At 75.4% G+C, this 22,003-nt stretch carries 19 protein-coding genes; 8 read left to right on the top strand and 11 right to left on the bottom strand.

The features are described 5' to 3' along the window. Positions 1 to 125: 125 nt before the first annotated feature. Positions 126 to 722 carry a cysteine hydrolase family protein gene (locus IE329_RS19900; protein ID WP_190212287.1) on the top strand — a complete coding sequence of 199 codons (597 nt, stop codon included), beginning with the start codon at positions 126 to 128 and terminating at the stop codon, positions 720 to 722. 30 nt (positions 723 to 752) lie between these two features. Here IE329_RS19900 and IE329_RS19895 read toward each other — a convergent pair whose 3' ends face one another. Then, entirely contained in the window at positions 753 to 1,283 is a 531-nt protein-coding gene (locus IE329_RS19895) for a MarR family winged helix-turn-helix transcriptional regulator (RefSeq protein ID WP_190212286.1), read from the bottom strand. Between the two features lie 45 nt (positions 1,284 to 1,328). Here IE329_RS19895 and IE329_RS19890 point away from each other — a divergent pair, with 45 nt between their 5' ends. Continuing rightward, entirely contained in the window at positions 1,329 to 2,054 is a 726-nt protein-coding gene (locus tag IE329_RS19890; protein ID WP_190212285.1) for an SDR family NAD(P)-dependent oxidoreductase, read from the top strand. A gap of 28 nt (positions 2,055 to 2,082) precedes the next feature. On the opposite strand, the gene IE329_RS19885 is transcribed toward IE329_RS19890, so the two are convergent. The 9 genes from IE329_RS19885 to IE329_RS19845 all read right to left on the bottom strand — a co-directional run bounded on the left by IE329_RS19885 (position 2,083) and on the right by IE329_RS19845 (position 12,946). Beyond that, on the bottom strand, positions 2,083 to 3,489 hold the full coding sequence (locus IE329_RS19885; RefSeq protein WP_190212284.1) for an MFS transporter: 1,407 nt from the start codon (positions 3,487 to 3,489) through the stop codon (positions 2,083 to 2,085). Next, the gene (locus tag IE329_RS19880; RefSeq protein ID WP_190212283.1) at positions 3,486 to 5,000 is read right to left on the bottom strand and encodes an amidase; all 1,515 of its coding nucleotides are present in this window, start codon (positions 4,998 to 5,000) and stop codon (positions 3,486 to 3,488) included. The genes IE329_RS19885 and IE329_RS19880 overlap by 4 nt, the downstream gene beginning before the upstream one ends. Further along, positions 4,990 to 6,267, bottom strand: coding sequence for a diaminobutyrate--2-oxoglutarate transaminase (gene ectB / locus IE329_RS19875; protein ID WP_190212282.1), 1,278 nt, complete (start codon positions 6,265 to 6,267; stop codon positions 4,990 to 4,992). Before ectB ends, IE329_RS19880 begins: the two co-directional genes overlap by 11 nt. Before the next feature lie 242 nt (positions 6,268 to 6,509). Further along, the gene (locus IE329_RS19870) at positions 6,510 to 7,796 is read right to left on the bottom strand and encodes an AMP-binding protein (RefSeq protein ID WP_190212281.1); all 1,287 of its coding nucleotides are present in this window, start codon (positions 7,794 to 7,796) and stop codon (positions 6,510 to 6,512) included. Next, positions 7,793 to 8,926, bottom strand: coding sequence for an AMP-binding protein (locus tag IE329_RS19865; protein ID WP_190212280.1), 1,134 nt, complete (start codon positions 8,924 to 8,926; stop codon positions 7,793 to 7,795). The genes IE329_RS19870 and IE329_RS19865 overlap by 4 nt, the downstream gene beginning before the upstream one ends. Further along, entirely contained in the window at positions 8,926 to 9,261 is a 336-nt protein-coding gene (locus tag IE329_RS19860) for a phosphopantetheine-binding protein (protein WP_190212279.1), read from the bottom strand. Before IE329_RS19860 ends, IE329_RS19865 begins: the two co-directional genes overlap by 1 nt. Further along, positions 9,254 to 9,694 carry a hypothetical protein gene (locus IE329_RS19855; protein ID WP_190212278.1) on the bottom strand — a complete coding sequence of 147 codons (441 nt, stop codon included), beginning with the start codon at positions 9,692 to 9,694 and terminating at the stop codon, positions 9,254 to 9,256. The genes IE329_RS19860 and IE329_RS19855 overlap by 8 nt, the downstream gene beginning before the upstream one ends. Positions 9,695 to 9,773: 79 nt before the next feature. Continuing rightward, positions 9,774 to 11,687, bottom strand: coding sequence for a prenyltransferase/squalene oxidase repeat-containing protein (locus tag IE329_RS19850; RefSeq protein ID WP_190212277.1), 1,914 nt, complete (start codon positions 11,685 to 11,687; stop codon positions 9,774 to 9,776). A 2-nt stretch (positions 11,688 to 11,689) separates the two neighbouring features. Beyond that, on the bottom strand, positions 11,690 to 12,946 hold the full coding sequence (locus IE329_RS19845; RefSeq protein WP_190212276.1) for a phenylacetate--CoA ligase family protein: 1,257 nt from the start codon (positions 12,944 to 12,946) through the stop codon (positions 11,690 to 11,692). A 300-nt stretch (positions 12,947 to 13,246) separates the two neighbouring features. Here IE329_RS19845 and IE329_RS19840 point away from each other — a divergent pair, with 300 nt between their 5' ends. From IE329_RS19840 to IE329_RS19830, 3 genes are all read left to right on the top strand, one after another. Further along, positions 13,247 to 14,518 (top strand): GNAT family N-acetyltransferase, encoded by a 1,272-nt coding sequence (locus IE329_RS19840; RefSeq protein ID WP_190212275.1) that lies wholly within the window; start codon positions 13,247 to 13,249, stop codon positions 14,516 to 14,518. A 185-nt stretch (positions 14,519 to 14,703) separates the two neighbouring features. Further along, complete coding sequence (gene cmdF, locus IE329_RS19835; protein ID WP_190212274.1) at positions 14,704 to 16,320, top strand: tyrosine 2,3-aminomutase; 1,617 nt, start codon at positions 14,704 to 14,706, stop codon at positions 16,318 to 16,320. Positions 16,321 to 16,499: 179 nt separating this feature from the next. Further along, positions 16,500 to 16,922, top strand: coding sequence for a hypothetical protein (locus IE329_RS19830; protein ID WP_190212273.1), 423 nt, complete (start codon positions 16,500 to 16,502; stop codon positions 16,920 to 16,922). A 135-nt stretch (positions 16,923 to 17,057) separates the two neighbouring features. Here IE329_RS19830 and IE329_RS19825 read toward each other — a convergent pair whose 3' ends face one another. Further along, on the bottom strand, positions 17,058 to 17,633 hold the full coding sequence (locus IE329_RS19825; RefSeq protein ID WP_190212272.1) for a nucleosidase: 576 nt from the start codon (positions 17,631 to 17,633) through the stop codon (positions 17,058 to 17,060). Positions 17,634 to 17,921: 288 nt separating this feature from the next. On the opposite strand from IE329_RS19825, the gene IE329_RS19820 reads away from it, so the two are divergent. From IE329_RS19820 to IE329_RS19810, 3 genes are all read left to right on the top strand, one after another. Then, positions 17,922 to 19,382 (top strand): hypothetical protein, encoded by a 1,461-nt coding sequence (locus IE329_RS19820; protein WP_190212271.1) that lies wholly within the window; start codon positions 17,922 to 17,924, stop codon positions 19,380 to 19,382. 17 nt (positions 19,383 to 19,399) lie between these two features. After that, the gene (locus IE329_RS19815) at positions 19,400 to 20,419 is read left to right on the top strand and encodes a glutamate ABC transporter substrate-binding protein (RefSeq protein WP_190212270.1); all 1,020 of its coding nucleotides are present in this window, start codon (positions 19,400 to 19,402) and stop codon (positions 20,417 to 20,419) included. 197 nt (positions 20,420 to 20,616) lie between these two features. After that, positions 20,617 to 22,002, top strand: a complete 1,386-nt coding sequence (locus tag IE329_RS19810) for a hypothetical protein (protein ID WP_190212338.1) — start codon at positions 20,617 to 20,619, stop codon at positions 22,000 to 22,002. Position 22,003: the final 1 nt, after the last annotated feature.

The following is a 22,003-nucleotide window of genomic DNA, read 5'->3' as shown; positions in this document are numbered from 1 at the left end:
GCCAGGGCGGGCAGGGCGGGCAGGGCGGACCGTCACCGGCCGCCCGGAGGCGCTGGCAGGAATGTATCGATCGATGGCGCCGGCGCCACTCACCGGCCCGGACCGGCCGGCGGCACGATCGACGCATGACGAACACCAGCGCATTCGACGCCCCGCTCACCCTCGCCCCCGACGCCGTCCTGATCGTGATCGACGTCCAACGGGGATTCGACGACGAGGAGTTCTGGGGCCCCCGGGACAACCCCGACGCCGAGAAGCGGATGGTCCAGCTGATCGAGAGCTGGCAGGCCACCGGCCGGCCGATCGTGACCGTCCAGCACGCCTCGACCGCCGGGCCGTTGGTGGCCGGCACCCCCGGGCACGAGCTGAAGCCGGAGATCGCGGCCGTCGAGCCCGACCTGCACATCGTGAAGTCGGTCAACAGCGCCTTCTACGGCACCCCCGACCTGCACGAGTGGCTCCAGGCCCGCGGCACCGGGCAGTTGGTGATCACCGGGATCATGACCAACGTCTGCAACGAGGTCACGGCCCGGATGGGCGGCAACCTCGGCTACGACGTGATCTTCCCGGCCGACGCCATGCACACCTTCGCGATGGCCGGCCCCGACGGCGCACTCATCCCCGCCACCGAACTGGCCCGGGCCACCTCGGCGGTGCTGCACACCGCCCGCTTCGCCAAGGTGGTCACCACGGACGCGGTGCTGGCGGCGGCCGGGGCCTGACCGCCGTCCCCACCGGCGGGGGCTTCGCGGTCAGCCGCGCGGGCCCCGGGCCCGGGCGCTCAGGTCCCGCAGCAGGATCGTCAACAGGCGGGCCAGCTCGTCCTGTTCGTGCGGCGCCAGGCTCTCGACCAGGCCCTGCTCGTAGGTCAGCAGCCCGCCGACCGCCTCCTCCACCGCCCGGTGCCCGGGAGCGGTCAGCTCGACCTCGACCGCCCGGGTGCCCGGCTCCGGCGGCAACCGCCTGACCAGGCCCTCGCCCTGGGCGCGGTCCACCCGCTGGGTCACCGCCCCGGCCGTGATCAGGGAGCGGTCGGCGAGCTCCCGGGTGGTGAGGCGGTAGGGCGGGCCGGAGCGCCGCAGGGTGCTGAGCAGGTCGAGGGTGGCGGCGTCCATCGCGACCACGGCCAGCACCCTGCGGCGCTCGTCGTCCAGCAGCTTGGCCGCCTGGCGGATCCGGGTGAGGATGCCGATCGACCCCACGGGCAGGCCCGGTTGCTCGCGCTGCCAGGCCCGGGAGATCTCCTCGGCGCGGTCGATCGGGAGCTGCTCGGGCGTGGTCATGCTGATAGTGTCCCATAAACGTTTAGCGCTAAACGAGGAGTGGGGATGCGTCAGATCGTCGTCACCGGAGGCGGCACCGGCATCGGCCGGGCGATCGCCGGATCGTTCGCCGCACAGGGCGACCAGGTCGTGATCACCGGCCGCCGCAAGGACGTCCTGGAGCGGACCGCCGCCGAACTCGGGCCCGGCGTCACCGCCGTGGCCTTCGACGCCACCGATCCCGGGCAGGTCGAGGCCGCCCTGGACGCCCTGCCCGCACAGGTGGACGTCCTGGTCAACAACGCCGGCGGCAACACCGACATCGGCGCACCGGCCCCCACCGGGCTGGCCGGCCTCGCCGCCGCCTGGCGCGCCAACCTGGACGCCAACGTCCTGTCGGCCGTCCTGGTCACCGCCGCGCTCCGGCCGAGGCTCGCCGCCGGGGGCGCGGTGGTCAGCGTCAGCTCCATCGCGGCCCACCGCGGCGGGTCGGGCTCCTACGGCGCCGCCAAGGCCGCCGTCGAGGTGTGGAACCTCACCCTCGCCCAGGACCTCGGCAAGGACCGGATCACCGCCAACGTCGTCGCCCCCGGCTTCGTGGAGGCCACCGAGTTCTTCGGCGGCGCCATGACCGAACAGCGCCGGGCGGCCCTGATCGCCCAGACCAGCACCGGCCGGGCCGGCACCCCGGCCGACATCGCCGGCACCGTCCTCTTCCTGGCCTCCCCCGCCGCCGGCCACCTCACCGGCCAGACCCTGCACGTCAACGGCGGCTCGCTGGCCGGGCGCTGAGCCCGCCGGGGCCGCCCGGGCCGGCAAGCTACGCCGGCGCCCCGGGCGGCCCCGACACCCCCGGCCCGTCCGGCCCGTCCGGACGCCCACGCAGGAAGCCCGCCCAGAGCCAGGCCAGGACGGCCAGCACCAGGACGAGCAGCACCCGGACGAACACCCGGTAGCCGAACTGGGAGCCGCCGATGCCCATCAGCATCGAACCGAGCGGGATGCTGGAGAACACCGAGAGCCGGCGCAGGCTGAAGACCCGCACCCTGATCGCGGCCGGGGTCCGGTCCAGCCAGACCGCGCCGCCGACCGCCACCAGGACGGCGAACAGCGCCCCCGCCAGCGCCATCGCGACGACCAGCGCGGGCGGCCACGGGACCACCGTCACCAGCAGGAGCACCAGGCAGATGGCGGCGAAGGCCGACGCGGCCGTCCGCAGGCCCGCGACCGTACCGCTGCGCCCGCGCACCCGGATCAGCAGCACGGTGCCGGCCAGCATCCCCACCCCGTACGCCGAGGACGCCCAGCTGTACAGGCCCGCCTGCGCCGCCGCCGGCATCCGGTACTCGTCGATGAACGCGGGCAGCACCGCGTAGAAGGGGAAGACCACCAGATTGGCGAGCGCGCCGAACAGGACGAGGAAGACGAGTTCGGGACGGCTGCGGATCAGCCGGGTCGAGTCGGCGGCCTCGCGCAGCGTCCGGCGCAGCGCCCCGGCCCCGCCGGCGGACCGGCCCGGCGGACCGGTCCGCGCGACCGGCACCAGGTCGATGTGCCGCCGGGCGGCCCGGACCGCGACCAGCACCACCAGCACCCCGCCGAGCGCGATCACCGCCAGCCCCCGCAACGACCCGGCGGCCAGCAGCCCGCCGCCGACGATCGGGGCCGCCGCGCGGGCCACCTGGGTGTGGATCTGGGTGAGCAGCGCCGTCCGCACCGGCGGCCAGGACCCGGGGGCGAGATCCGCGCCGAGGTTCTCCATCGCCGCCATGTAGAGGGTCTGCAGGGTGAAGACGACCACGTAGCAGAGCGTCCCCACCACCAGGGTGCCGACATCGGGCCGGCGCCCGAACACCACGGTCAGGACGGCCAGCGGCAGCAGCAGGGCGGTCAGCAGGACGACCAGGCCGCGCCGCCGGTCGGCCCGGTCCAGGGTGCCGGCCAGCATGGTCGTCACGATCAGGGACAGGGCGCTCGACAGCGCGACGGTGGTGCCGAGATGGGCACCGCCGCCCGGTGCTCGGCTGATCCACCAGCCCAGCCCGAAGACGCACAGTCCGGTGGAGATCACCGTCAGCAGGCTGGGGATCCACACCGCCATGAACGGGCCCGCGCCGAGCGGGCGTTCGGTGTCCGGCGGGACGGCGGACGGTGGGGCGGTGGCCGGTGGCCGGGCCGGCAGGGGCGGCTGGGGCAGCGGTGACGGCGGGGGCTTCGGGCCGCTCACGGCAGGGCTCCTTCCTCGGGGACCGCAGGGGTCTGCGGGCTCGCCGGGCGCCCGGGGACGTCCGGGGTCTCGGACGCCGCGGACGCCGCGGACGCCTCCGCCGCCTCGGCGAGGGCCGGCAGCGGGCCCCCGACCAGCCGGGTGATCTCCCGGGCGAGGGCGATCAGGGCCGGCTCGCTCCCCGCCGGACCGACGGCCTGGACGGCGATCGGAGCCCGGTGCGCTGCGTCCACCGCCACCGGGAGGGTGATCGCCGGCAGTCCGGCCCAGCTGGCCACCGGGCTCCAGCCGACCCGCAGTTCGTAGTCGGGGTCGTCGGGATCGGGCATGGTCGAGGCCGAGCCGGACGGCCTGGACACCTCGCGGGGCAACGCCGGGGTGACGGGCATCAGCCAGGCGTCCACCGCCGCCTCGGCGAACAGCCCGGGTACGGCGGCCCGGCTGCCCCGCAGCGCGTCAAGGAGCTCCCCGTAGCGCCGGTCGCCGACGGCCGCACCGGCCTCCAGCGCCACCCGGGTCGAGTCGGCCAGCCGGGGGGCGAACTCCTCCCGCCGGGCCCGGTAGGCGTCCCAGGCCGTGCGGGAGCACAGCTCGTACGTCGCGCCGCGCCAGCGCGTCACCGCGTCCGGGCGGACCGGCACCACCCGGTGGCCGGCGTCGGCCAGGGCCCCGCAGAGGCGGTCGACGGCCTGCCGGACCTGCGGGGCGCACGGGTCCCGCAGCGCCTCCTCGACCAGCCCGATCCGGAAGACCCGGCCCACCGGACGCCCGGCACCGCCCGGGGCGCCGGCCAGGGTGCCCGCGATCCCGCTGGTCAGCCAGAAGTGCTCCAGGTCCTCGGCCGTCCGCGCCAGCCAGCCCGGCGAGTCCAGCGGCGGCGAGAGCGGGAAGACCCGGTCGAGCAGCCGGGGCCGGTGGGTCATCCGCAGGCCGACCACCCCGCAGGCGGCGGCGGGCAGCCGGATCGAGGCCACGCTGTCGGTGCCCAGCGCGATGTCGCAGATGTTCGCCGCCACGGCCACCGCGCTCCCGGTGCTCGAACCGGAGGGGGCGAGATGCGGGAAGTACGGGTTCACACAGCCGTGTTCCAGGCCGATGCTCAGCTCCGGGGTGACCAGCTTGGCGTTCACCACGACGCCCCGGAGCCCGCGCAGGACGCGGGCGGACGCGCGCGGGTGGTGCCGGTAGTCGCGCAGCCCGAGCCGGGTGGCGAAGCCGGCCGCGTCCACGATGTCCTTGACGCCGACCCGGACGGCGGCGCCCTCCGCCCCGCGGAGCTCCCGCAGTTCGGTGCTCGCGCGGTACCGCCGGTCGGCGTCCGCGGCCCAGGCGTTCGCCGCCTCGCTCATCCCGGCCGCGCCGAACTCCCGCGCCGCCGCCGCGCCGGTGCGGCGTGCCAGCGGCAGCGCGAGCAGGGCGGGCGGCCCCGGGTCCGCCGGCCGTGCGGCCGGGCCGGCCGCCGGGGCCGGCCCGGGGCGGCCGGCCCGCACGGCGCCGCGGCTACTCGGCATCGAGGGCGGAGGTGACGATCCGGACACCGTGCTCCAGGTCCTCGGCGGAGATGTTCACCGGCGGCATCAGCTTGATCACGTGGTCGTCGCGGCCGCAGAGCTCCAGCACGAGACCGTCCGCGAAGCAGCGCTGCTGGACCCGGCCGGCCCGCGCGGCGTCCCCGGTGTCGATGCCGACGAGCAGGCCCCGGCCCCGGACGGTGACGTCCGTCCTGGGCTCGGCCCAGGCCCGCACCGCTCCCTGGAGCTGCCGCCCACGGTCCGCCAGCCGGTCGGTGAAGCCGGACTCCGTCCACAGGTCCAGGGCCGCCGCGGCCGTGACGAAGGCCAGTTGGTTGCCCCGGAAGGTCCCGGTGTGCTCGCCCGGCTTCCAGACGTCGATCCCCGGGGCGATCAGCAGCAGCGAGAGCGGCAGGCCGTACCCGCTCAGCGACTTCGAGAGCGTGATCAGGTCCGGGACGACGCCGGCGTGCGAGAAGCTGAAGAAGTCGCCGGTCCGCCCGATCCCCGCCTGGATGTCGTCGACGATCAGCAGGACGCCCCAGCGCTCCGTCAGGTCGCGCAGCCGGCGCAGCCAGCCGGCCGAGGCGGGGTAGACGCCGCCGTCCACCTGGACCGCCTCGACGATCACGGCGGCGGGCAGCTCCGTCCCGCCGGCCGGGTCGGACAGCAGGCGCTCCAGGTAGACGATCGAGTCGAAGTCGCCGCCCGGGCCCTGCTCGTACGGGACGAAGACCACGTCCTGGAGGCCGACGCCGCCCGCCCGGCGGGCGGACCGGCTGCCGGTGACCGACAGCGAACCGCGCGACATGCCGTGGAAGGCGCCGGTGAAGGCGACCACGGTCTGCCGTCCGGTCGCCTTCCGGGCGAGCTTCAGCGCCGCCTCCACCGCGTCCGTGCCGGTCGGCCCGCAGAACTGCACCCGGTGGTCCAGGCCGCGCGGGGCGAGCACCACCTCGTGGAAGCGCCGCAGGAACTCCCGCTTGGCCGAGGTGTGCAGGTCGAGGCCGTGGATCAGGCCGTCCGACGCCAGGTAGTCGAGCAGCCGCTCCTTGAGCAGCGGCAGGTTGTGGCCGTAGTTCAGGGCGCTCGCCCCGCAGAAGAAGTCGAGGTACGCGCGGCCGTCCTCGGTGTGCAGCCAGGAGCCCCGCCCGTGGGTGAACACCACCGGGAACTTGCGGCTGTAGAACCGTACTTCCGACTCGTGCCGCTCGAAGACGGACAGGTCGGCCGTCGTCCCGCCGGGCGGGACTGTCACTGTGGTCATGGAACGCTCTCTCCTCGGGGGCGGCCCGCCCGGCCGCGGTGGACGGGCCGGATCGGCGGGCGGCGCGGGTCAACGGGCACGGTTCAACGGGCACGGTTCAACGGGCGCGGTTCAACGGGCGCGTGGGGGTCAGCGGGAGCTGCGGATCAGCAGGCGGTCAGGGCGGTACAGGGCCGCCCGGGGGTGCAGGGCGGGCAGGTGGCCGCACCGGCCGTTGGCGGCGGCCGGTGCGGGCCGCCGGCTCAGGACGTCGTGGCCTCGCGCACCAGCACCGGGGTCTTGTGCGTCCGGGGGTTCACCTGGAGGCGCTCGACCGCGCGGACGGCGAACGAGCCCGGGGCCGAGGCCACCGCCCAGCCCAGCCGGTACACCCGGGTGAGGATCCGCTGCCGGGTCCGCTCCTCCACCGCCTCCCACCCGCTGCCCGGATCCACCACGATGCGGACCTCCATCCGCTCGGCGGGGCCGCCGTGGTCGAAGAGCGCGATCTGCACGTCCCGCACCTCCGGGACCGAGCGCGCCGACTCCACGATGTCCTCGGGCATCAGCAGGATGCTCACGAACTTCAGCTGGGGGTCGTCGCGGCCCGACACCTCCAGGGCCGGCTCCGGGCGGCCGCACGGGCAGGCGGTGAACCGCCCCCGGTCGCCGACCCGGTAGCGCAGGACGGGATTGACCGAGGAGGGGTGGGTGTTGGTGACGAGCACCACGCCGTCCTCGATCTCCACGTGCTGGTAGGGCAGCACGTGGAAGGTGTTCACCGGGCAGGACGGCCCGTTCAGGCCGATCACCCAGGTCTCGGTGGAGCCGTAGACGCCGTGCAGGCCGGCCCCGGGCAGCAGGCGCCTGGTCAGTTCGAGGGCCCGCTCCCCGAACTTCTCGCCCGTCCACAGCAGTTTGCGGAAGGCCGGGGCGGGCCGGCCGGTGGACTCGCAGAACTGCAGGATGTGCGCGATCTGGCTGGGGGTGGCGTCCAGCGCGGTGGCGCCGAGGCGTTCCACGAAGCCGAGCCACTCGTCCAGTTCGTCGTGGTCGACCGAACCCAGCGGGACGACCACCGAACCCGACTGGTGCGCGAGCATGTTGAAGAAGTTGTGCGAGGACCAGAGCCGGCCGGGCGTGTTGAAGTTGACCAGCACGTCGTCGGCGGTCAACGGCCGCCAGCTGTCCAGGATGTCGGCGACGAACATGCCCGTCGGCACCAGGCTCAGCTTGGGCGCCGAGGTGGTCCCGCCGCTGCCGTAGACGTACGCGCCGTGCGCCCTGCCCCTGGCGGTGGCCACCAGGTCGTCGAGGGTGCCGGCCAGTTCCTCCTTGGTGAGCACCGGGAGGTCCGACAGCTCCAGCTCCCCGGCCCGGCCGGCGAAGCCCTCGTACTTGGCGCGCAGCGAGGGGAGCCGGGCGGCCGCGTCGAGCACGGCGTGCCAGGCCTCGGCGGGCAGCCGGCGGACCTCCGCCCGCCCGCCCGGTCCGGTCCGGTCCGGCTCGGTCCGGTCCGGCTCGGTCTGCGGATCGTGGATCAGGGTCATCGGGTGGGTCCTTCCTGCACGTCGTGGACACGGTGGCCGGCCGCGGCGGCCCGGGGGAGAGCGGCGGACCCGGGGGCCGCCGGTGCCGCGCCCGCCCCCGGGAGCACGGCGGGGACGACGCGCACCGCGCGCGGGCCCGTGCCGACCGGGATCAGCCGGGCCGCGGCGTTCTGCACCGCCCGCCGCTCCGGCTCGCCGCCCACGGCCAGCAGGTCGTACCACTCGCCCCGGACCGGGTCGGCGAACGTCCTGCTGCTGACCTCGACCGCGGGGAGCGCCGCGCGCAGGCGCTCCTCGACGGCCCGCAGGTCGACCCTGCGCCCGTTCACCTTCACCAGGCGCCGGCGCAGCCCGGTCAGCCGGTAGCTGCGCGGGCCGGTGCGCAGCACCTCGTCGTCGAGCAGGTGCTCGCCGAGGTAGGGGCCGAAGGCGGCCCTGGCCACCCGGGGGCTGGTCACGGCCAGGAGTTCGGGTCCGTCCAGGGCCGCGGGGGCGGTGAACCGGACGTCCTCGGCGAGCGTCCAGTCCGCGCCGGCCGAGGAGCGGGTGGCGACCAGGCCGGTCTCGGTGGAGCCGTGCAGTTCGAGCAGCCGCAGCTCCGGCAGCGCCTGCCCGACCCGGGTGACGGCGTCGTCGGGCAGCCGCGCGGTGCTGTGCACCACGGTGAGCCGGGCCCGCGCGCGCAGCCGGGCCACCGACCTTTCCAACTGCCACCAGGTCGACGGGACGGCGGCCACCACCGGGCTGTCCGGCCCGGACGGCGGCGCGTCGGTGGCCCGCAGGTAGTGGGCGGGGACCCCGAGCAGCGCGGGCACCAGACAGCCGAGCAGCAGCCCGTAGAGATGGCCGAGCGGCGCGTGCACGAACACCGCGTCGGGCTCGGCGCCGGACAGCCGGGCGGCGAGCAACTCGGCCTCCGCGGCCAGCTGTTCGCCGGTCCGCCACCAGGTGACCGGCCGGCCGGTCGACCCCGAGGTCTCGAACGGCACCTCGGCGGGCAGCAGTGCGGCGAGCCCGGCGGCGGACCGGACGCCGAGGGCTCCCCAGTCCGCCACCCCGGTGGGGGTCTCGCGCCGGGTCAGCGCGCCCTCCAGGGCGCTCTCGGGCCGGATCAGGGCGGTCCGCGTCATCAGAAACCGGTCCCGAGGACGGCCTGGTCGGCGAGCTTGCGCCGGACGAGCGTCTCGATGGCGGCCACGCTCGCGAAGGTGGTCCGGAGGTCGTCGTCCACCAGGTCGATCGAGACGTCGAAGGCCCGCTCGATCTCGCCGACGCTGTCGATCACGGCGAGGCTGTCGTAGCCGGCGTGCACGCCGCCGAGCGGGAGGGCGTCGGCCGCCGGGTCGAGTTCGGTGCCGAGCAACCCGCCCAGGGCGGCCCGGATCCGGGGCCGGAGGTCGGGCTCCGGGACCGGTCCGGCCTCGGGGACGGGGCGGACGTCGGGGCCGGGTGCGAGCTCACTCACCGGACACCGCCGCGAGGAGCTCGGAGCCGACGAGGTGCAGCTCCGGGCGCACCTCGTGGAACTGGATGAACGTGCGCCCGGCGTCGACGCTGCCGCGCAGCTCCTCGACGATCCGCTCGGCGAGCCCGGTGCGGAACCCGGCGGGCCGGGCCAGGTCGACGGTGCACTGGACGAACGCGAAGCCCCCGGCGGCGCCGGCCCGGCCGGCGGCCGGACCTTCGGCGCCGGCGGGCGCCTCGCCGGACAGCACCGAACCCGGCCGGGCGAGCGGGAACGGCCCGCTGAAGTACCGCTCCGGGTCGGCGCTGACGAACTTGGTGATGACGTGGTTGATGTCCACGCCCTGGCCGCGCAGCCAGCGGCTGATGTTCTTGGCGAACCGTCGGTGCACCAGTGGATCGTCGACGGTGCTCTCCACCAGGATGGTCGGCACGAGTCCTCCTCGCTGATCGGTCCTGGGCCGGGGAACGGGTGCTGTGCCCCGGGCCGTTGGTCGGGAAGTCGTCGGGAAGTCAGAGGTTGAGCGGCGGGAGCCGCTCCGCCCGGTCGAGCAGGGTGCCGAGGGCGTCGGCGAGCGGGCCCGCGGCCTCCCGGGTGAGCGGGCTCCAGGAGTAGTGGCCCGCCGGGCCGCGGAGCTTCGCGGTGAACCGGCGCAGCTCGGCGCCGTCCACCGGCAGGCCGAGCACCTGCCTGGTCCGGACGGCCTGGTAGGTGCTGGCGAGGTCGGGCACGCCGCGCGGGGCGGACGCGTAGCCGCCGATCCGGGAGGCGTACCGCTGGAGCCGGCCGGCGGCGGCCCGGGCGGCCACCGGGTCACCGAGCAGGTGCAGCGCCCGGGCGGCCTGCGCGGTGGCGGCGCAGGTGACGGGGGAGCCCGGCGTGTACCGGTGGCCGGCGGTGCCGTCCCCCTCGGTGCCGCTGCCGCCCTCGTCGCCGTCGCCCCCGTCCGCCGCGCAGGAGTCGAGGAAGGCCCGCAGGGCGTCGGTGTCGAGCACCTCCGGGGGCCGGCCCAGCTGGTGCAGGATCTCCAGCGCCGACACCGTGGAGACCATGTCCGAGGCCCGGCCGTGCCAGTACCCGAAGCCGCCGTCGCTGTTCTGCAGCCGGCGCAGCCAGCCGGTCAGGCGGCCGGCGTCGAGCCCCGGGAGCCCGGCGAAGGCGAGCGCGGAGACCGCCCACAGCGTGCAACGGATCTCCGCACCCCGGCCGGGCATGTACATCACCCCGCCCTCGTACGGCAGGTGGGCGGCACGCAACCAGCGGGCGAGGCCGTCGGCCCCGGGGCCGGGCGGGCGCCGGGCGTCCCGGTGCTCGTCGTCCCGGCGCCGGTCGTCCCGGCGCTCCTCGTCCGGAACCGCGTCGGGCCGGCCGGCCGCGCCGGTCAGCAGCAGTGCGGCGGTCGCCAGGCTGTCACCGGCGGCCGAGCCCTCCCGGTAGCTGAAGCCCCCCTCCGGCAGCTCGCACCGGCCGAGGAACTCCAGGACGGCGGCCCGGTCGCGGGGCTCGCGCCCCAGCGTCTGCAGGGCGCCGACGGCGCTGAAGGAGGCCCAGACGTCGGCGTCCGGGTACCCCTCCCAGCGGGTGAACGCGGCCCCCGGGCCCTGCCGCCCGTCGATCCAGGCGAGGCAGTCCTGCTCCCGGGCGGGCCGGGCACCGAGCGCGTCCAGCGCGCGGACGGCCCGGAAGGTCGCCCACAGGCAGGTCGCGGTGGAACCCTCGTCGAAGACGAACCCGCCGGCGGCGGTCTGCCGCGCGTTGAGCCAGCCGACCAGGGCACCGGTGCGCCAGCCCGGGGCCCTGCTGCCGAAGGCGGCCCGCCAGGCCGTCGCGCCGTAGTAGCAGGCCCGCACGTCGGACTCCCCGGCGCCGGGGTACCAGCCGAGGCCGCCGTCCGCGCGCTGGGTCGCGGTCAGCCACTCGGCCAGCGCCTCGGCCCGCGGCACGGCGGCCCGCAGGACTTCGGCCAGCACCCGGGTGGCGTAGTAGGTCGCCCAGATGTCGGGCTCCTGGCCGGCCGTCATGGCGAAGCCGCCGGAGCGGTGCTGGATCCCGGTGACCCAGGCGAGCAGGGCCTCCCGGTGCGGGATCCCCCGGCCGAGGTCCAGCAGGGCCTGGGTGCTGTAGTAGGTGGCCCAGACGTCGGACGGCAGGCCCTTCTGCCAGGCGAAGCCGCCGTCCCGGTTCTGCCGGGAGAGCAGGGACTCCGCCGTCGCCGCCGGCCGCGCCGGTGCGCCGCCGAGCCAGTTGAGGGTGCGCACCGCCGCGTACGTGCACCAGAGGTCGGCGCCGCCCTGGCGGGCTCCTCCGTCGGTGGTGAGGTGGTCCCGGCCGTCGGGGCGGGGAGCGGCCCCGCCGGCTCCGGGTACGGTCGCGGGCGTGGCCGCCGGTACGGTCGCCGGCGTGCTTGCGGACGTGGTCGCGGCCATGGTCAGTCCACCCACTGCAGGTTGGTCCGCTTCCAGTTCTTCTGGCTGCCGCCCGCCTTGCTCAGCTTGGGCAGCTGGGCGACCGAGACGATCTGGGACCACTGCACGCCGATCTCCGCGAACCGCGAGCGGAGCCCCTCCCGCAGGTCCTCGTCCGGCCCGGTGGCGTCCACGTCCCGCTCCAGGACCAGCCGGCCGGCCTGCCCGTCCGGCCGCTTCAACTGGACCAGGTAGCCGGTGATCCCGGGTGCGCCGTAGATGATGCTCTCGATCGCCTCGGCGGTCAGCCGGACCCCGCCGACCCCGATGCTCTCGGTGGCCCGGCCGTGCACCTTGACCACCGGCAGGGCGAGCCCGCACGGGCAGTCCGCGCCGACGGTCACCAAGTCCCCGGTGTTGTAACGCACCAGCGGGCGGGCGAAGTTGTTGAGGGTGGTGACCACCAGTTCGCCGGTCAGGCCGGGTGCGGCGGGGCGCAGGACGTCACCGTCCAGGATCTCCACCAGGTGGCTCTGCAGCAGCAGGTGCTGGCGGTCGTGCTCGCAGCCGGCCGCGATGGTCCCGGTCTCGGTGCTCCCGTAGGAGGCGTCCAGCACGGTGGCCTGCCACTGCTCGCCGATCCGGGCGCGCAGCGGCGGGGTGCTCACCTCCCCCAGCAGCATCAGGCTCCGCACGCTCCGGCTGACCTCGGCCAGCCGGCCGCGCTCCTTCAGCAGCCGCGTCCACTGCAGGACCACGCCGGGCGCCGCGAAGACGTGCTGCGGCCGGTACCCGGTGAAGAGCGCGTCCAGCCGCTCCCAGTCCGAGATGCCCTGGGCGAAGGGATAGCTGCGCAGCATCGTGCAGCCCAGGTACTCGGCGACGTTGGCGATGAGGTCGGACACGGGGGCGACGTCCGAGGGCAGCAGCGAGGCCACCCGGTCCCCGGGCCGCAGGGTGCGCTCCCACACCGTGGCGACCGAGACGGTGTTCCACAGGGTGTCGGTGACCAGCCGCGGGGTCGGGGTGGGTACGCCGGTCGTCCCGGAGGTCTCGTAGTACTTGTGATAATGGTCCGTCGTATTCCTGAGGAATGCGGACGGATTTTCCTTGAGAGCAGATTTGGGAGTTATCGGAACGGATTCGAGACGGCGCTCCGCGACACCCGGGCGGTCCGCGAAATAGGGAACCTCGAGGAGTCTCCCCCAGAGGTCGTCGAGCTTTCTGTTCCGGCCCCTCCCGAGGACGTCGGGATCGAATCCGGAGGAAACGAGATTCAATCTCTCCTGGTGCGCGTCCCTGAGTGCCTGGTTCGCATCCGGTTCAAGTGACCACACGGGCCGCTACCTCCACAGCAGTTGCCGTCATTTCGCTGGTGCTAGTGCGGTTGTTGCTGTTGTGCTCCTTGCGATTTGATAGTGCATCAGTGATCCGGCACCGGCAAGCACGGGCCGATCGATGTAACGACCGGACACATGACTGCAACGAGGCGTCCACCTTCATTCGGCCCCCGGAGCGGGCCGGCCGGGAGCCTCCGGCGGACCTTGCCATACGCACCCGCACCGACCTACGATCCGGCCATGTCCTCCAGCAGCACCGGAACCCCCTCAGGGAATGCAGAAGTCCGCTGGATAACAGCAGATGAATTCCAGGTGTGGGCCGACACCGTACGCACCGGAACACATCGCCCGCCCGGCCGGGGGCGCAGCAGGCTGAACCGCCTCCCGTTCGTCCCGGGGCGCTTCCAGGGCGCGTTCGACGGGGACGAGTGCGTGGGCGCGTTCCGCAGCGCCCGCACCGAACTCGCCGTCCCCGGCGGCGGTCTCGTCGCGGCCGACGTGATCGCCGACGTGGCCGTGCTGCCCACCCACCGCCGGCGCGGCCTGCTGACCCGGATGATGGACCGCGAGCTGCGCGCCGCCGCCGGGCGCGGGGAGCCGCTCGCCCTGCTGATCGCGGCCGAGCCCACCGTCTACGGCCGGTTCGGCTTCGGCCCGGCCACCCGGCTCACCGGGTACCGGGTCGACGTCCTGCGCGCCGGCGGGGTACGGCTCCCCGCGGCGGCCGCGACCGGCCGGCTGCAGCTGCTCCCGCGGCCCCGGGCGGCCGCCGTCGGCCCCGGACTCTACGAGCGGTTCCGGCGCGGACGCCCCGGCGCGCCGGCCCGACCGCCGCAGTGGTGGACGGACGACACCGGCACCCTCTGGCACCCCCTGCGCGACGGCCCCGACCCGCTCCACGTCGGCTACCACGACGCCGCGGGCCGCCTCCAGGGGCTGCTGACCTACCGGGTCGACCCGCGCTGGGACGGCAACCTCCCGGCCGCCGAACTCACCGTGCTGGACCTGATCACCACCCACCCCGACGCCGCCGCGGCGCTCTGGGACTACTGCCTGTCGGTGGACTGGGTGACGACCGTCCTGGCCGAGAACCTGGCGCCCGACGACCCCCTGCCCCTGCTGCTCGGCAACCCCCGCGCCGCCCGCCCCGGCGGCCTGGACAGCGACTTCGCCTGGCTCCGCGTCCTCGACCCGCCGGCCGCGCTCGCGGCCCGGCGCTACTCCGGCCCCGGCCGGCTGGTCCTGGAGGTCGACGACCCCGCCGGGTACGCGCACGGCCGGTTCGCGCTGGACAGCGCGCCGGACGGCACCGCCCACTGCTCCCCCGCCCCGCACGAGTCCGCCGACCTGGCGCTCGGCGTCGGGGCGCTCGGCTCGCTCTACCTCGGCGAGCAGACGCCGGCCCGGCTGCACGCCGCCGGGCTGGTCGCCGAACTGCGGCCCGGCGCCGTCCTGGCGGCCGAGCTGCTGCTGCACACGGCCACCCGCCCCTGGTGCACCGACGGCGTCTGATCCACGGCACACCGCCCGGCCGGCCCGACCGCGCCGGGCCCGCGCCCGCACGGGCAGCAACCCGCGAACGGCAACGCCCGTACGCGCAAAGCCCGTACACGCAGAGCCCGCGAACGACACCACCCACGCACGACCACCACCCCGCCGACGACAGCGGGCAGGCAACCACAAGGAGAGGTGACACGATGGCGGCCAACGAACCCGGAGCACCCGTGGTCTTCGACGGACAGTCGCTCCGGACGGCCGACGTGCGCAGGGTCGCCGAACGGGGAGCGACCTGCACCGTCCCCGCGGAGGTGCTCGACCGCGCCGCCCGCAACCGGGCCCGGCTGGAGGAGATCGTCGCGCGCGGCCTGCCCGTCTACGGGGTCACCACCGGCTTCGGACCGATGGTGAACATGCTGGTGGACCCGGCCCTGGAGACCGAACTCCAGACCAACCTGGTCCGCAGTCACAGCGCCGGGGTCGGGCCGCTCTTCGACGAGCAGGAGTCACGGGCCATCCTGGCCGCCCGGCTGAACGCGCTGGCCCGGGGATACTCGGCGGTCCGGCCGGCCCTGCTGGAGCGGCTCGCGCTCTACCTCAACGCGGGAATCACACCGGCCGTACCGGAGATCGGCTCGCTCGGGGCCAGCGGCGACCTGGTCCCGCTGGCCCACCTGGCCGCCACCGTGATCGGCGAAGGGCAGGTGCTGCGCGACGGCCGGGCGGTGGAGACCGGGCCGGTCCTGCGCGGGTTCGGGATCAAGCCGCTCGCCCTGCGGTTCAAGGAGGGACTCGCCCTGATCAACGGCACCTCGGCGATGACCGGCCTCGGGGCGCTGGTGGTGAACCGGGCCGGTGACCAGGTGCGGCAGGCCGAGACAGCCGCCGCACTGGCCCTGGAGGTGCTCCGTGGCTCCAGCAGCCCGCTGCTCGCCGCCGGGCACGAACTCGCCCGTCCGCACCGGGGCCAGATCGACTCGGCGGCCAACCTGCGCGCGCTGACCGCCGGCAGCGGTCTGCTCCGCGAACACGGCGAACTCGCCAGGCTGGCGCGGGAGTCGGCGGCCGGACAGCCGGGCGGGCCCGGCGTGCAGCGCGCGGACACCAGCCTCCAGGACGCCTACTCGCTGCGGGCCGTCCCGCAGATCCTCGGCGCCGTCCGCGACGCGCTCCGGCACGCGGAGGAGCAGCTGGACACCGAGCTGAACTCGGCCAACGACAACCCGCTGCTCGTCGAGGACGCGGAGATCTTCCACGGCGCCAACTTCCACGGCCAGCCGGTCGCGTTCGCGATGGACTACGCCACGATCGCGCTCACCCAGCTGGGCGTCCTGTCCGAACGGCGGACCAACCGGCTGCTGAACCACCGGCTGAGCGACGGGCTCCCGGAATTCCTGGTCCCCGGGGCACCCGGGCTGCACAGCGGTTTCGCCGGGGCGCAGTACCCCGCGACGGCGCTGGTCGCGGAGAACCGGACGATCGGCCCGGCCAGCACCCAGAGCATCCCGTCCAACGCCGACAACCAGGACGTGGTCAGCATGGGGCTGGTCTCGGCCCGCAACGCGCGCCGGGTGCTGCGCAACAACAACAGCATCCTGGCGGTGGAACTGCTCGCCACCGCCCAGGCGGTGGACGTCTCCGGCCGGGCCCGCGCGCTCGGCCCGGCCGGGCGGGCCACCTACCGGACGATCCGCTCGCTCGTCCCCCGGCTGGACCGGGACCGCCCGATGAGCGAGGACATCGCGCGGGTGGCGGCGGGGCTGGAACGCGGCGACCTGCTGGCGGCGGTCGGCGCGGCCGGGGTGACCCTGCGCTGACCCCGGCCGGGGCGCGGCGGACCGGGCCGGCCGCTGCCCCGGCGTATCGAACTGATGAACATTCGGCCGCACGGCCGGTTTGCCGCTTTTGGCCGTTGCCGCCGGATTCCCGGCTCACTACGCTCGCCCGTTCCGTCCCCAGGTCGTGGACGGCATCCGATCCCCGAGGAGCGCGCCGGATGGCGATCCGTAAGTCCACCATTCAGGAGCAGGTCGCACAGGCGATCGCGTCCATCGAGCCCAACGACCGCCCGGTCGCCACCTTCCAGAGCATCACCGGGCCGAGCCCCTGGCTGATGAGCTCCCTCGGCCTGATCGGCCAGTTGCTGGTCAAGTACTACTACGTCACGCTGACCGAGCGGGTCGTCGTGGTGCACCGCGCCTCGCGGCTCTCCAACCGCCCGCAGGAGATCGTCTACGTGGTGCCGCTGGAGCAGGCCCGGACGCTGGTGGGCGACATCCGGCGCAACCCGCTCTGGAGCTCGCTGCAGTTCCACTTCCCCGGCGAGGAGAAGGCCACCCGGCTGAACGTGCACCGCTACTGGCGGGCCGAGCTGGACACCTTCGTGCCCGGCCTGACCGGCCAGCCGATCGCCTCCTGAGCGGCTGACCCGAACCGCCGGCCTGCACCGCCGGCCCGGCCCGTGGCCCGCGCCGCCCCGGCGGTGCAGGTCACGGGCGGGCAGCGGCGGCCGCCGGGCCGTGGCGGCCGCCGGCCGGTGGCCCCTCCGGGACGGTCAGCGGACCTGCTCGCGGGCCCAGTCGGCGAGTTCGCGGGCGCAGGCGTCCACCGACTCGCGCCAGGTACGGGCGGCACCGGTGCCGGCCTCGTCGCTGACGTGCTTGACCAGCCGGACCGGCACCCCGGCCTGCCGGGCGACCGTCGCCAGGGCGTAGCCCTCCATGTCGACCAGGTCCGCGCTCAGCGCCAGCCGGTCGCGGGCCGCCGGGTCGGAGACGAAGAGGTCCCCGGTGGCCAGCGTCGGGCCCTTCCGGTCGCTGAGGGTGATCGCGGCGCCGTACGTACGGCCGGTCAGCTCCCGCAGCACCGGGGTGTCGATGTCGTGCTGGAGCACCTCGACCACCTCGTGGGTCCCCTCCCAGCCCGGGCGCAGCGCACCCGCCGTACCCAGGTTGACGATCTCCGACGGCCGCTCGCCACGGGCCAGGACGGTCGCCAGGGCCGCCGCCGCGTTGACCTTCCCTATGCCGGTGAACAGCACGGGAAGGCGCTCGCCGAGGTACGCCGCCTCCTCCTGGACGGCGACGACGATCAGCGGGCGGTCGGGGGAGATCGTTCCGAGCAGGCGCATGGCGCCATGGTACGGAGCGCGTCCGGCCGCCCGGAAGGCCGGGACCGCGCCCCGGCCCGTCCCGCGCCCGGCGCAACCGCATAGGGTGCAACCCGCGTCGCACTGGAGACGGCCGGGCACCGCACGGCCGGCCCCGGAGGGACGGCCCGGACACGGGCGGCCCGGCCCGGCAGGCAGGTCGAAGCTCAAGATCGGCGCAAGTCGGGTGTGGCTGTCACGACCGGCGGCCATACTGCTGGCAACGACCGGGCCCCGTCGGCGGGTCGGGTCACTGGGGAGGGTGGGGCGGTGGCGACACCAGTACGCACGGAGGAGCAGGGCCCGGCACCGGGCACGAGCGGTGCCACGACCCCGCGTCCGGCGGCCGGGCCTGCGACGACGCCGGTCGCCGGCCGGCCGGCCAGGACACCGGGGCGGCTCGACCTGGCCGGGCGGATCCGCCGGATCGCCGACGCCCGGCACACCGCGCCGGGCCGGCTGCGGCTGGCCGGCGCCCTGCTCGCCGTCCTGCTGGTCGCCTTCGGCCTGCTGACCGGCTGGCAGGTCAACTCGCGCGCCCAGGCGGCGGACCGGGTGGTCTCCTACAGCCAGCCGCTCAGCCAGGCCGCCGCCGACATCCACCGCTCGCTGGCCGACGCGGACACCACCGCCGCCACCGGGTTCCTGCTCGCGGGCGCCGAGCCCAGGGCCGTCCGCGAGCGCTACGAGCAGGACCTCGCGACCGCCTCCCGGCTGATCGCCGAGGCGGCCGCCCGCACCACCGCCTCCTCCCCCGCCCAGCAGTGGCTCTCCTCGCTCAACCAGCAGCTCCCGGTCTACGCGGGCCTGGTGGAGACCGCCCGGGCCGACAACCGGCTGGGCTTCCCGCTCGGCGGCGCCTACCTGCGCTACGCCTCCCAGCAGATGCGCGACACCCTGCTGCCGGACGCCGCGAAGCTCGCCGACGCCGAGAACGAGGCCCTGGCGCGGGACTACGCCGAGGCCCGCGCGGTGCCGTGGGCCGCCTTCGTGCTCGGGCTGCTGGCGCTGGCGGCGCTGGTCCGGGTGCAGCAGGTGCTGTTCCGGCGGACCAACCGGGTCTTCAACATCGGGCTGGTCGGCTCCACCGCCGCGGTGCTCGCCGCCGTCCTGTGGCTGCTGGCCGGCAGCTGGATCACCGGCGCCCGGCTCGCCGAGAGCGAACGGGACGGCGCCGCGCCGCTGCGCGCGCTGAACGCCGCCCGGGTCGACGTGCTGACCGCCCGGCTGGCCGAGAACCTGCACCTGGTCGCCCGGGGATCGAGCACCCAGTACGCCGACCTCTGGGCGGCGACCACCAAGGACCTGACCGGCGTGGCGGGCGGCGACGCCGCGCCCGGCACCGGCGGCGCGCTCGGCGAGGCCCGGCGGCTCGCGCCCCGGGACGCCGCGGAGGCCGTCGACCAGGCCCGCAAGGAGTACTCGACCTGGACCGCCCGGCACAGCGCGGCGATCACCAAGGAGACCGTGGACGGCGACTACCAGGGCGCCCTGGACTCGACCGTCACGGTGAAGGAGGCCGACGTCCCGAACACCTCGGACGCCGCCTTCGGCGCCACCGACCAGCAGTTGGAACGAGCGGCGGGCATCGAACTGGCGAGGTTCAGGGCCGCGGCGGGCGGCACCGGCGGGCTGCTGGACGCGCTGGCCCTCGGCGCCGGCCTGCTCGCCCTGGTGGCCGCCGTCAGCGCGGTGCGCGGCCTCGGCCGCCGCCTGGCCGAGTACCGGTAGAGGGGCGGGAGATGACGATGCGCACAGCACCATCGCGGACCACGGACGGCGCGGCCGGCACGGGCGGGGACGGCACGGACGGCACGGGCACGAACCACGCCGGCCGGGCCCGCCGGGCCCGGGCCGCGGCCGTGGTCGCGCTGCTCGCGGCCGGGGCCACCCTGCTCGGCGCGGGCAGCCCGCAGGGCGCCGGGCTGCCCGCCGCCGGCGGCGGGCCCCGGCAGGCGGCCCCGCAGGCCGCACCGGCGGCCGACCCCAACTGCGACACCAGCCGCAGCGTGCCGCCCAGCACGGTGGACGGCCCCGCCGTGAAGGCGATCAAGGACAACAAGACCCTGGTCATCGGGGTCGACCAGAACAGCTACCGCTGGGGCGCGCGCAACCCCGCCACCGGCGAGATCGAGGGCTTCGACATAGACCTCGCCAAGGCGATCGGCACCGCCCTGCTGGGCGACCCGAACAAGGTCACCTTCAAGGCGGTGCCCACCGCCGAACGGATCAAGTTCATCCAGGACGGCAAGGTCGACATGATCGTCCGCACCATGACGATCACCTGCGAGCGGATGGACCAGGTCGCCTTCTCCAAGCCCTACTTCAAGACCGCCAACCGGCTGCTGGTGCCGAAGGCCAGGGGCGTGAAGACCTTCGACGAGGCGCTGAACGGCCGGACGGCGTGCGCCGCCCGCAGCTCCTCCGCCGAGGACGAACTCACGAAGAACCCGCACGGCTCCAAGCTCGTCACGGTGGAGAACCAGCTGGACTGCCTGGTCCTCATGCAGCTCGGCAAGGTCGACGCCACCATGACCGACGACGGCCTGGCCGCCGGACAGGCCGCCCAGGACACCACCGTGACCCTGCTCGACGAGCAGGTCCGGCCGGGCGTGATGGGTGTGGCGATGAAGCTGGGCAACACCGACCTGGTCGCCCGGGTCAACCAGGTGCTGGCCGACTACCAGGCGAGCGGCGCCTGGCGGGACAGCTACGACAAGTGGCTCAAGCCCACCATGCACGACGACGCCGAGCGCTTCCGGCCCTGAGCGGACGGCGGGCGCGCCGGTCCGGCGAGCACGGGCGGGCGACCGGGCCCGGGCCTTGGGCCTGGAGCCTTGGGCCTGGAGCCTGGAGCCTTGGGCCTTGAACAGGTGAACGACAGAGCGGTGGGACGGTACCGAGGGTGCCGGCCGCAGGAGTGGAGAGGGAGGACCTCGCGTTGGCAGGATCTGCTGGCCCGGTGATGAGCCGGGAGGAGGTGGACCGCGCACTGGCACGCCTGGGCGCGGAGCGCGACGCCGTCGAGGCGGCCCTGCTCTCGTTGCAGGACCACCCCGGCCGCCGACTGCTGGAGGGGGCCTCGCTGACCGGCCGGACGGAGGAGCGCTGGTCCGTCGCCGGGCAGGGCCTGCCGCTGCTCTGGGCACTCTTCGACCGCTACTCCGAGGCGCTCGCCTCGGCCCGCGCCGTCCGCGCCCGCAAGGCCAGGCCAGGCGGCCCGGAGCTGGCCGAGCTGAGCGAACTGCTCAGCGGCACCGCCGTCACCGTGCCCGGCGGCGCCCTGCCGGACGGCGGGCAGCGGCCCGGCGCACCGGCCCGGCTGGTCGAACAGGTCAGCCTGGCCGAGCTGATGGACCGGATGAACGCCTGGTACGCCACCGTGCTGGAGGTGGTGAACGCCGCCGACGCCGTCTGGTCCGCGCTGCCGGCCCGGATCGACCTGCTGCTCGCCGAACTGCGCCGGGTGCAGAGCCTGGCCGGCTCCCTCGGCGTCCGGGCCGGCGCCCACCCGCTCGGCGACGACCTGCTCGGCCTGGACACGGATCTGACGGCCCTGCGGGCCGAGGTGGTGGCCGACCCGCTGGCCCTCTGGCGCCCCTCCCGGGTGCCGGCCCAGCGCGGCACGGTGCCCGACGGCACCGCGCTGGCCGGCCCCTCCGGGGTGGTCGACACCGAGCGCTTCGACCGGGCCGGCCGCGCCCTGGACGGCATCCGGCTGGAGCTGGAGGGCCTGCTGCGGCTGCGGGACGACGCCGAGGAGCGCCTGCAGCAGGTCGGCGACCTGCTGCAGCGGGCCGACGCCACCCTCGGCGAGGCCCGCCGGGCCCGCGGCGAGGTGCTGGCGAAGATCGCCGCCACCGAAGTACCCGCCGTCCCGGGCCCGGCCTCCGCGCTGCGCGAACGCGTCGTGCTGGCCCTGGAGCTGCGCCAGAGCGGCCAGTGGCACCGGCTCGCCCCGCTGCTGGACCAGCTGGAGGACGCCGCCGCCAAGGAGCTCGGCCGCGCCCGGCAGGCCCTCACCGAGGTGACCCAGCCGCTCGCCGTCCGCGCCGAACTGCGCGGCCGCCTCGACGCGTACAAGGCGATGGCCGCCCGGCTGCGGGTCGCCGAGGACCCGGAGGTCGTCGAGCGCTACGAGAAGGCCCGCTGGCTGCTCTGGAGCGCGCCCTGCGACCTGCGGGCGGCCGCGGGCGCGGTGGCCCGGTTCCAGCAGTCGCTGCGGCCGGTCGCCGAGGCGGCGGCGGGCGGCGCCGCGCCGGCCGAGGGGACGGCCGGCCCGGCCGACGCCCGGCCCGGCGGCGGGAACAACGTGCAGGACAGCGTCCAGAGCAACGGTCAGGGGGCCTGAG

Origin of the sequence: Kitasatospora indigofera (assembly GCF_014655955.1) — a bacterium.
Classification (GTDB): Bacteria; Actinomycetota; Actinomycetes; order Streptomycetales; family Streptomycetaceae; genus Kitasatospora; species Kitasatospora indigofera.
Note: the sequence above shows the minus strand (reverse complement) of the source record. Positions and strands in the feature narration are given on the sequence as shown.

Coding starts and splice junctions, on each gene's coding strand:
- IE329_RS19900 (WP_190212287.1), top strand. CDS start 126: ATGACGAACACCAGCGCATTCGACGCCCCGCTCACCCTCGCCCCCGAC.
- IE329_RS19895 (WP_190212286.1), bottom strand. CDS start 1,283: ATGACCACGCCCGAGCAGCTCCCGATCGACCGCGCCGAGGAGATCTCC.
- IE329_RS19890 (WP_190212285.1), top strand. CDS start 1,329: ATGCGTCAGATCGTCGTCACCGGAGGCGGCACCGGCATCGGCCGGGCG.
- IE329_RS19880 (WP_190212283.1), bottom strand. CDS start 5,000: ATGCCGAGTAGCCGCGGCGCCGTGCGGGCCGGCCGCCCCGGGCCGGCC.
- ectB (WP_190212282.1), bottom strand. CDS start 6,267: ATGACCACAGTGACAGTCCCGCCCGGCGGGACGACGGCCGACCTGTCC.
- IE329_RS19870 (WP_190212281.1), bottom strand. CDS start 7,796: ATGACCCTGATCCACGATCCGCAGACCGAGCCGGACCGGACCGAGCCG.
- IE329_RS19865 (WP_190212280.1), bottom strand. CDS start 8,926: ATGACGCGGACCGCCCTGATCCGGCCCGAGAGCGCCCTGGAGGGCGCG.
- IE329_RS19850 (WP_190212277.1), bottom strand. CDS start 11,687: ATGGCCGCGACCACGTCCGCAAGCACGCCGGCGACCGTACCGGCGGCC.
- IE329_RS19840 (WP_190212275.1), top strand. CDS start 13,247: ATGTCCTCCAGCAGCACCGGAACCCCCTCAGGGAATGCAGAAGTCCGC.
- cmdF (WP_190212274.1), top strand. CDS start 14,704: ATGGCGGCCAACGAACCCGGAGCACCCGTGGTCTTCGACGGACAGTCG.
- IE329_RS19830 (WP_190212273.1), top strand. CDS start 16,500: ATGGCGATCCGTAAGTCCACCATTCAGGAGCAGGTCGCACAGGCGATC.
- IE329_RS19825 (WP_190212272.1), bottom strand. CDS start 17,633: ATGCGCCTGCTCGGAACGATCTCCCCCGACCGCCCGCTGATCGTCGTC.
- IE329_RS19815 (WP_190212270.1), top strand. CDS start 19,400: ATGCGCACAGCACCATCGCGGACCACGGACGGCGCGGCCGGCACGGGC.
- IE329_RS19810 (WP_190212338.1), top strand. CDS start 20,617: ATGAGCCGGGAGGAGGTGGACCGCGCACTGGCACGCCTGGGCGCGGAG.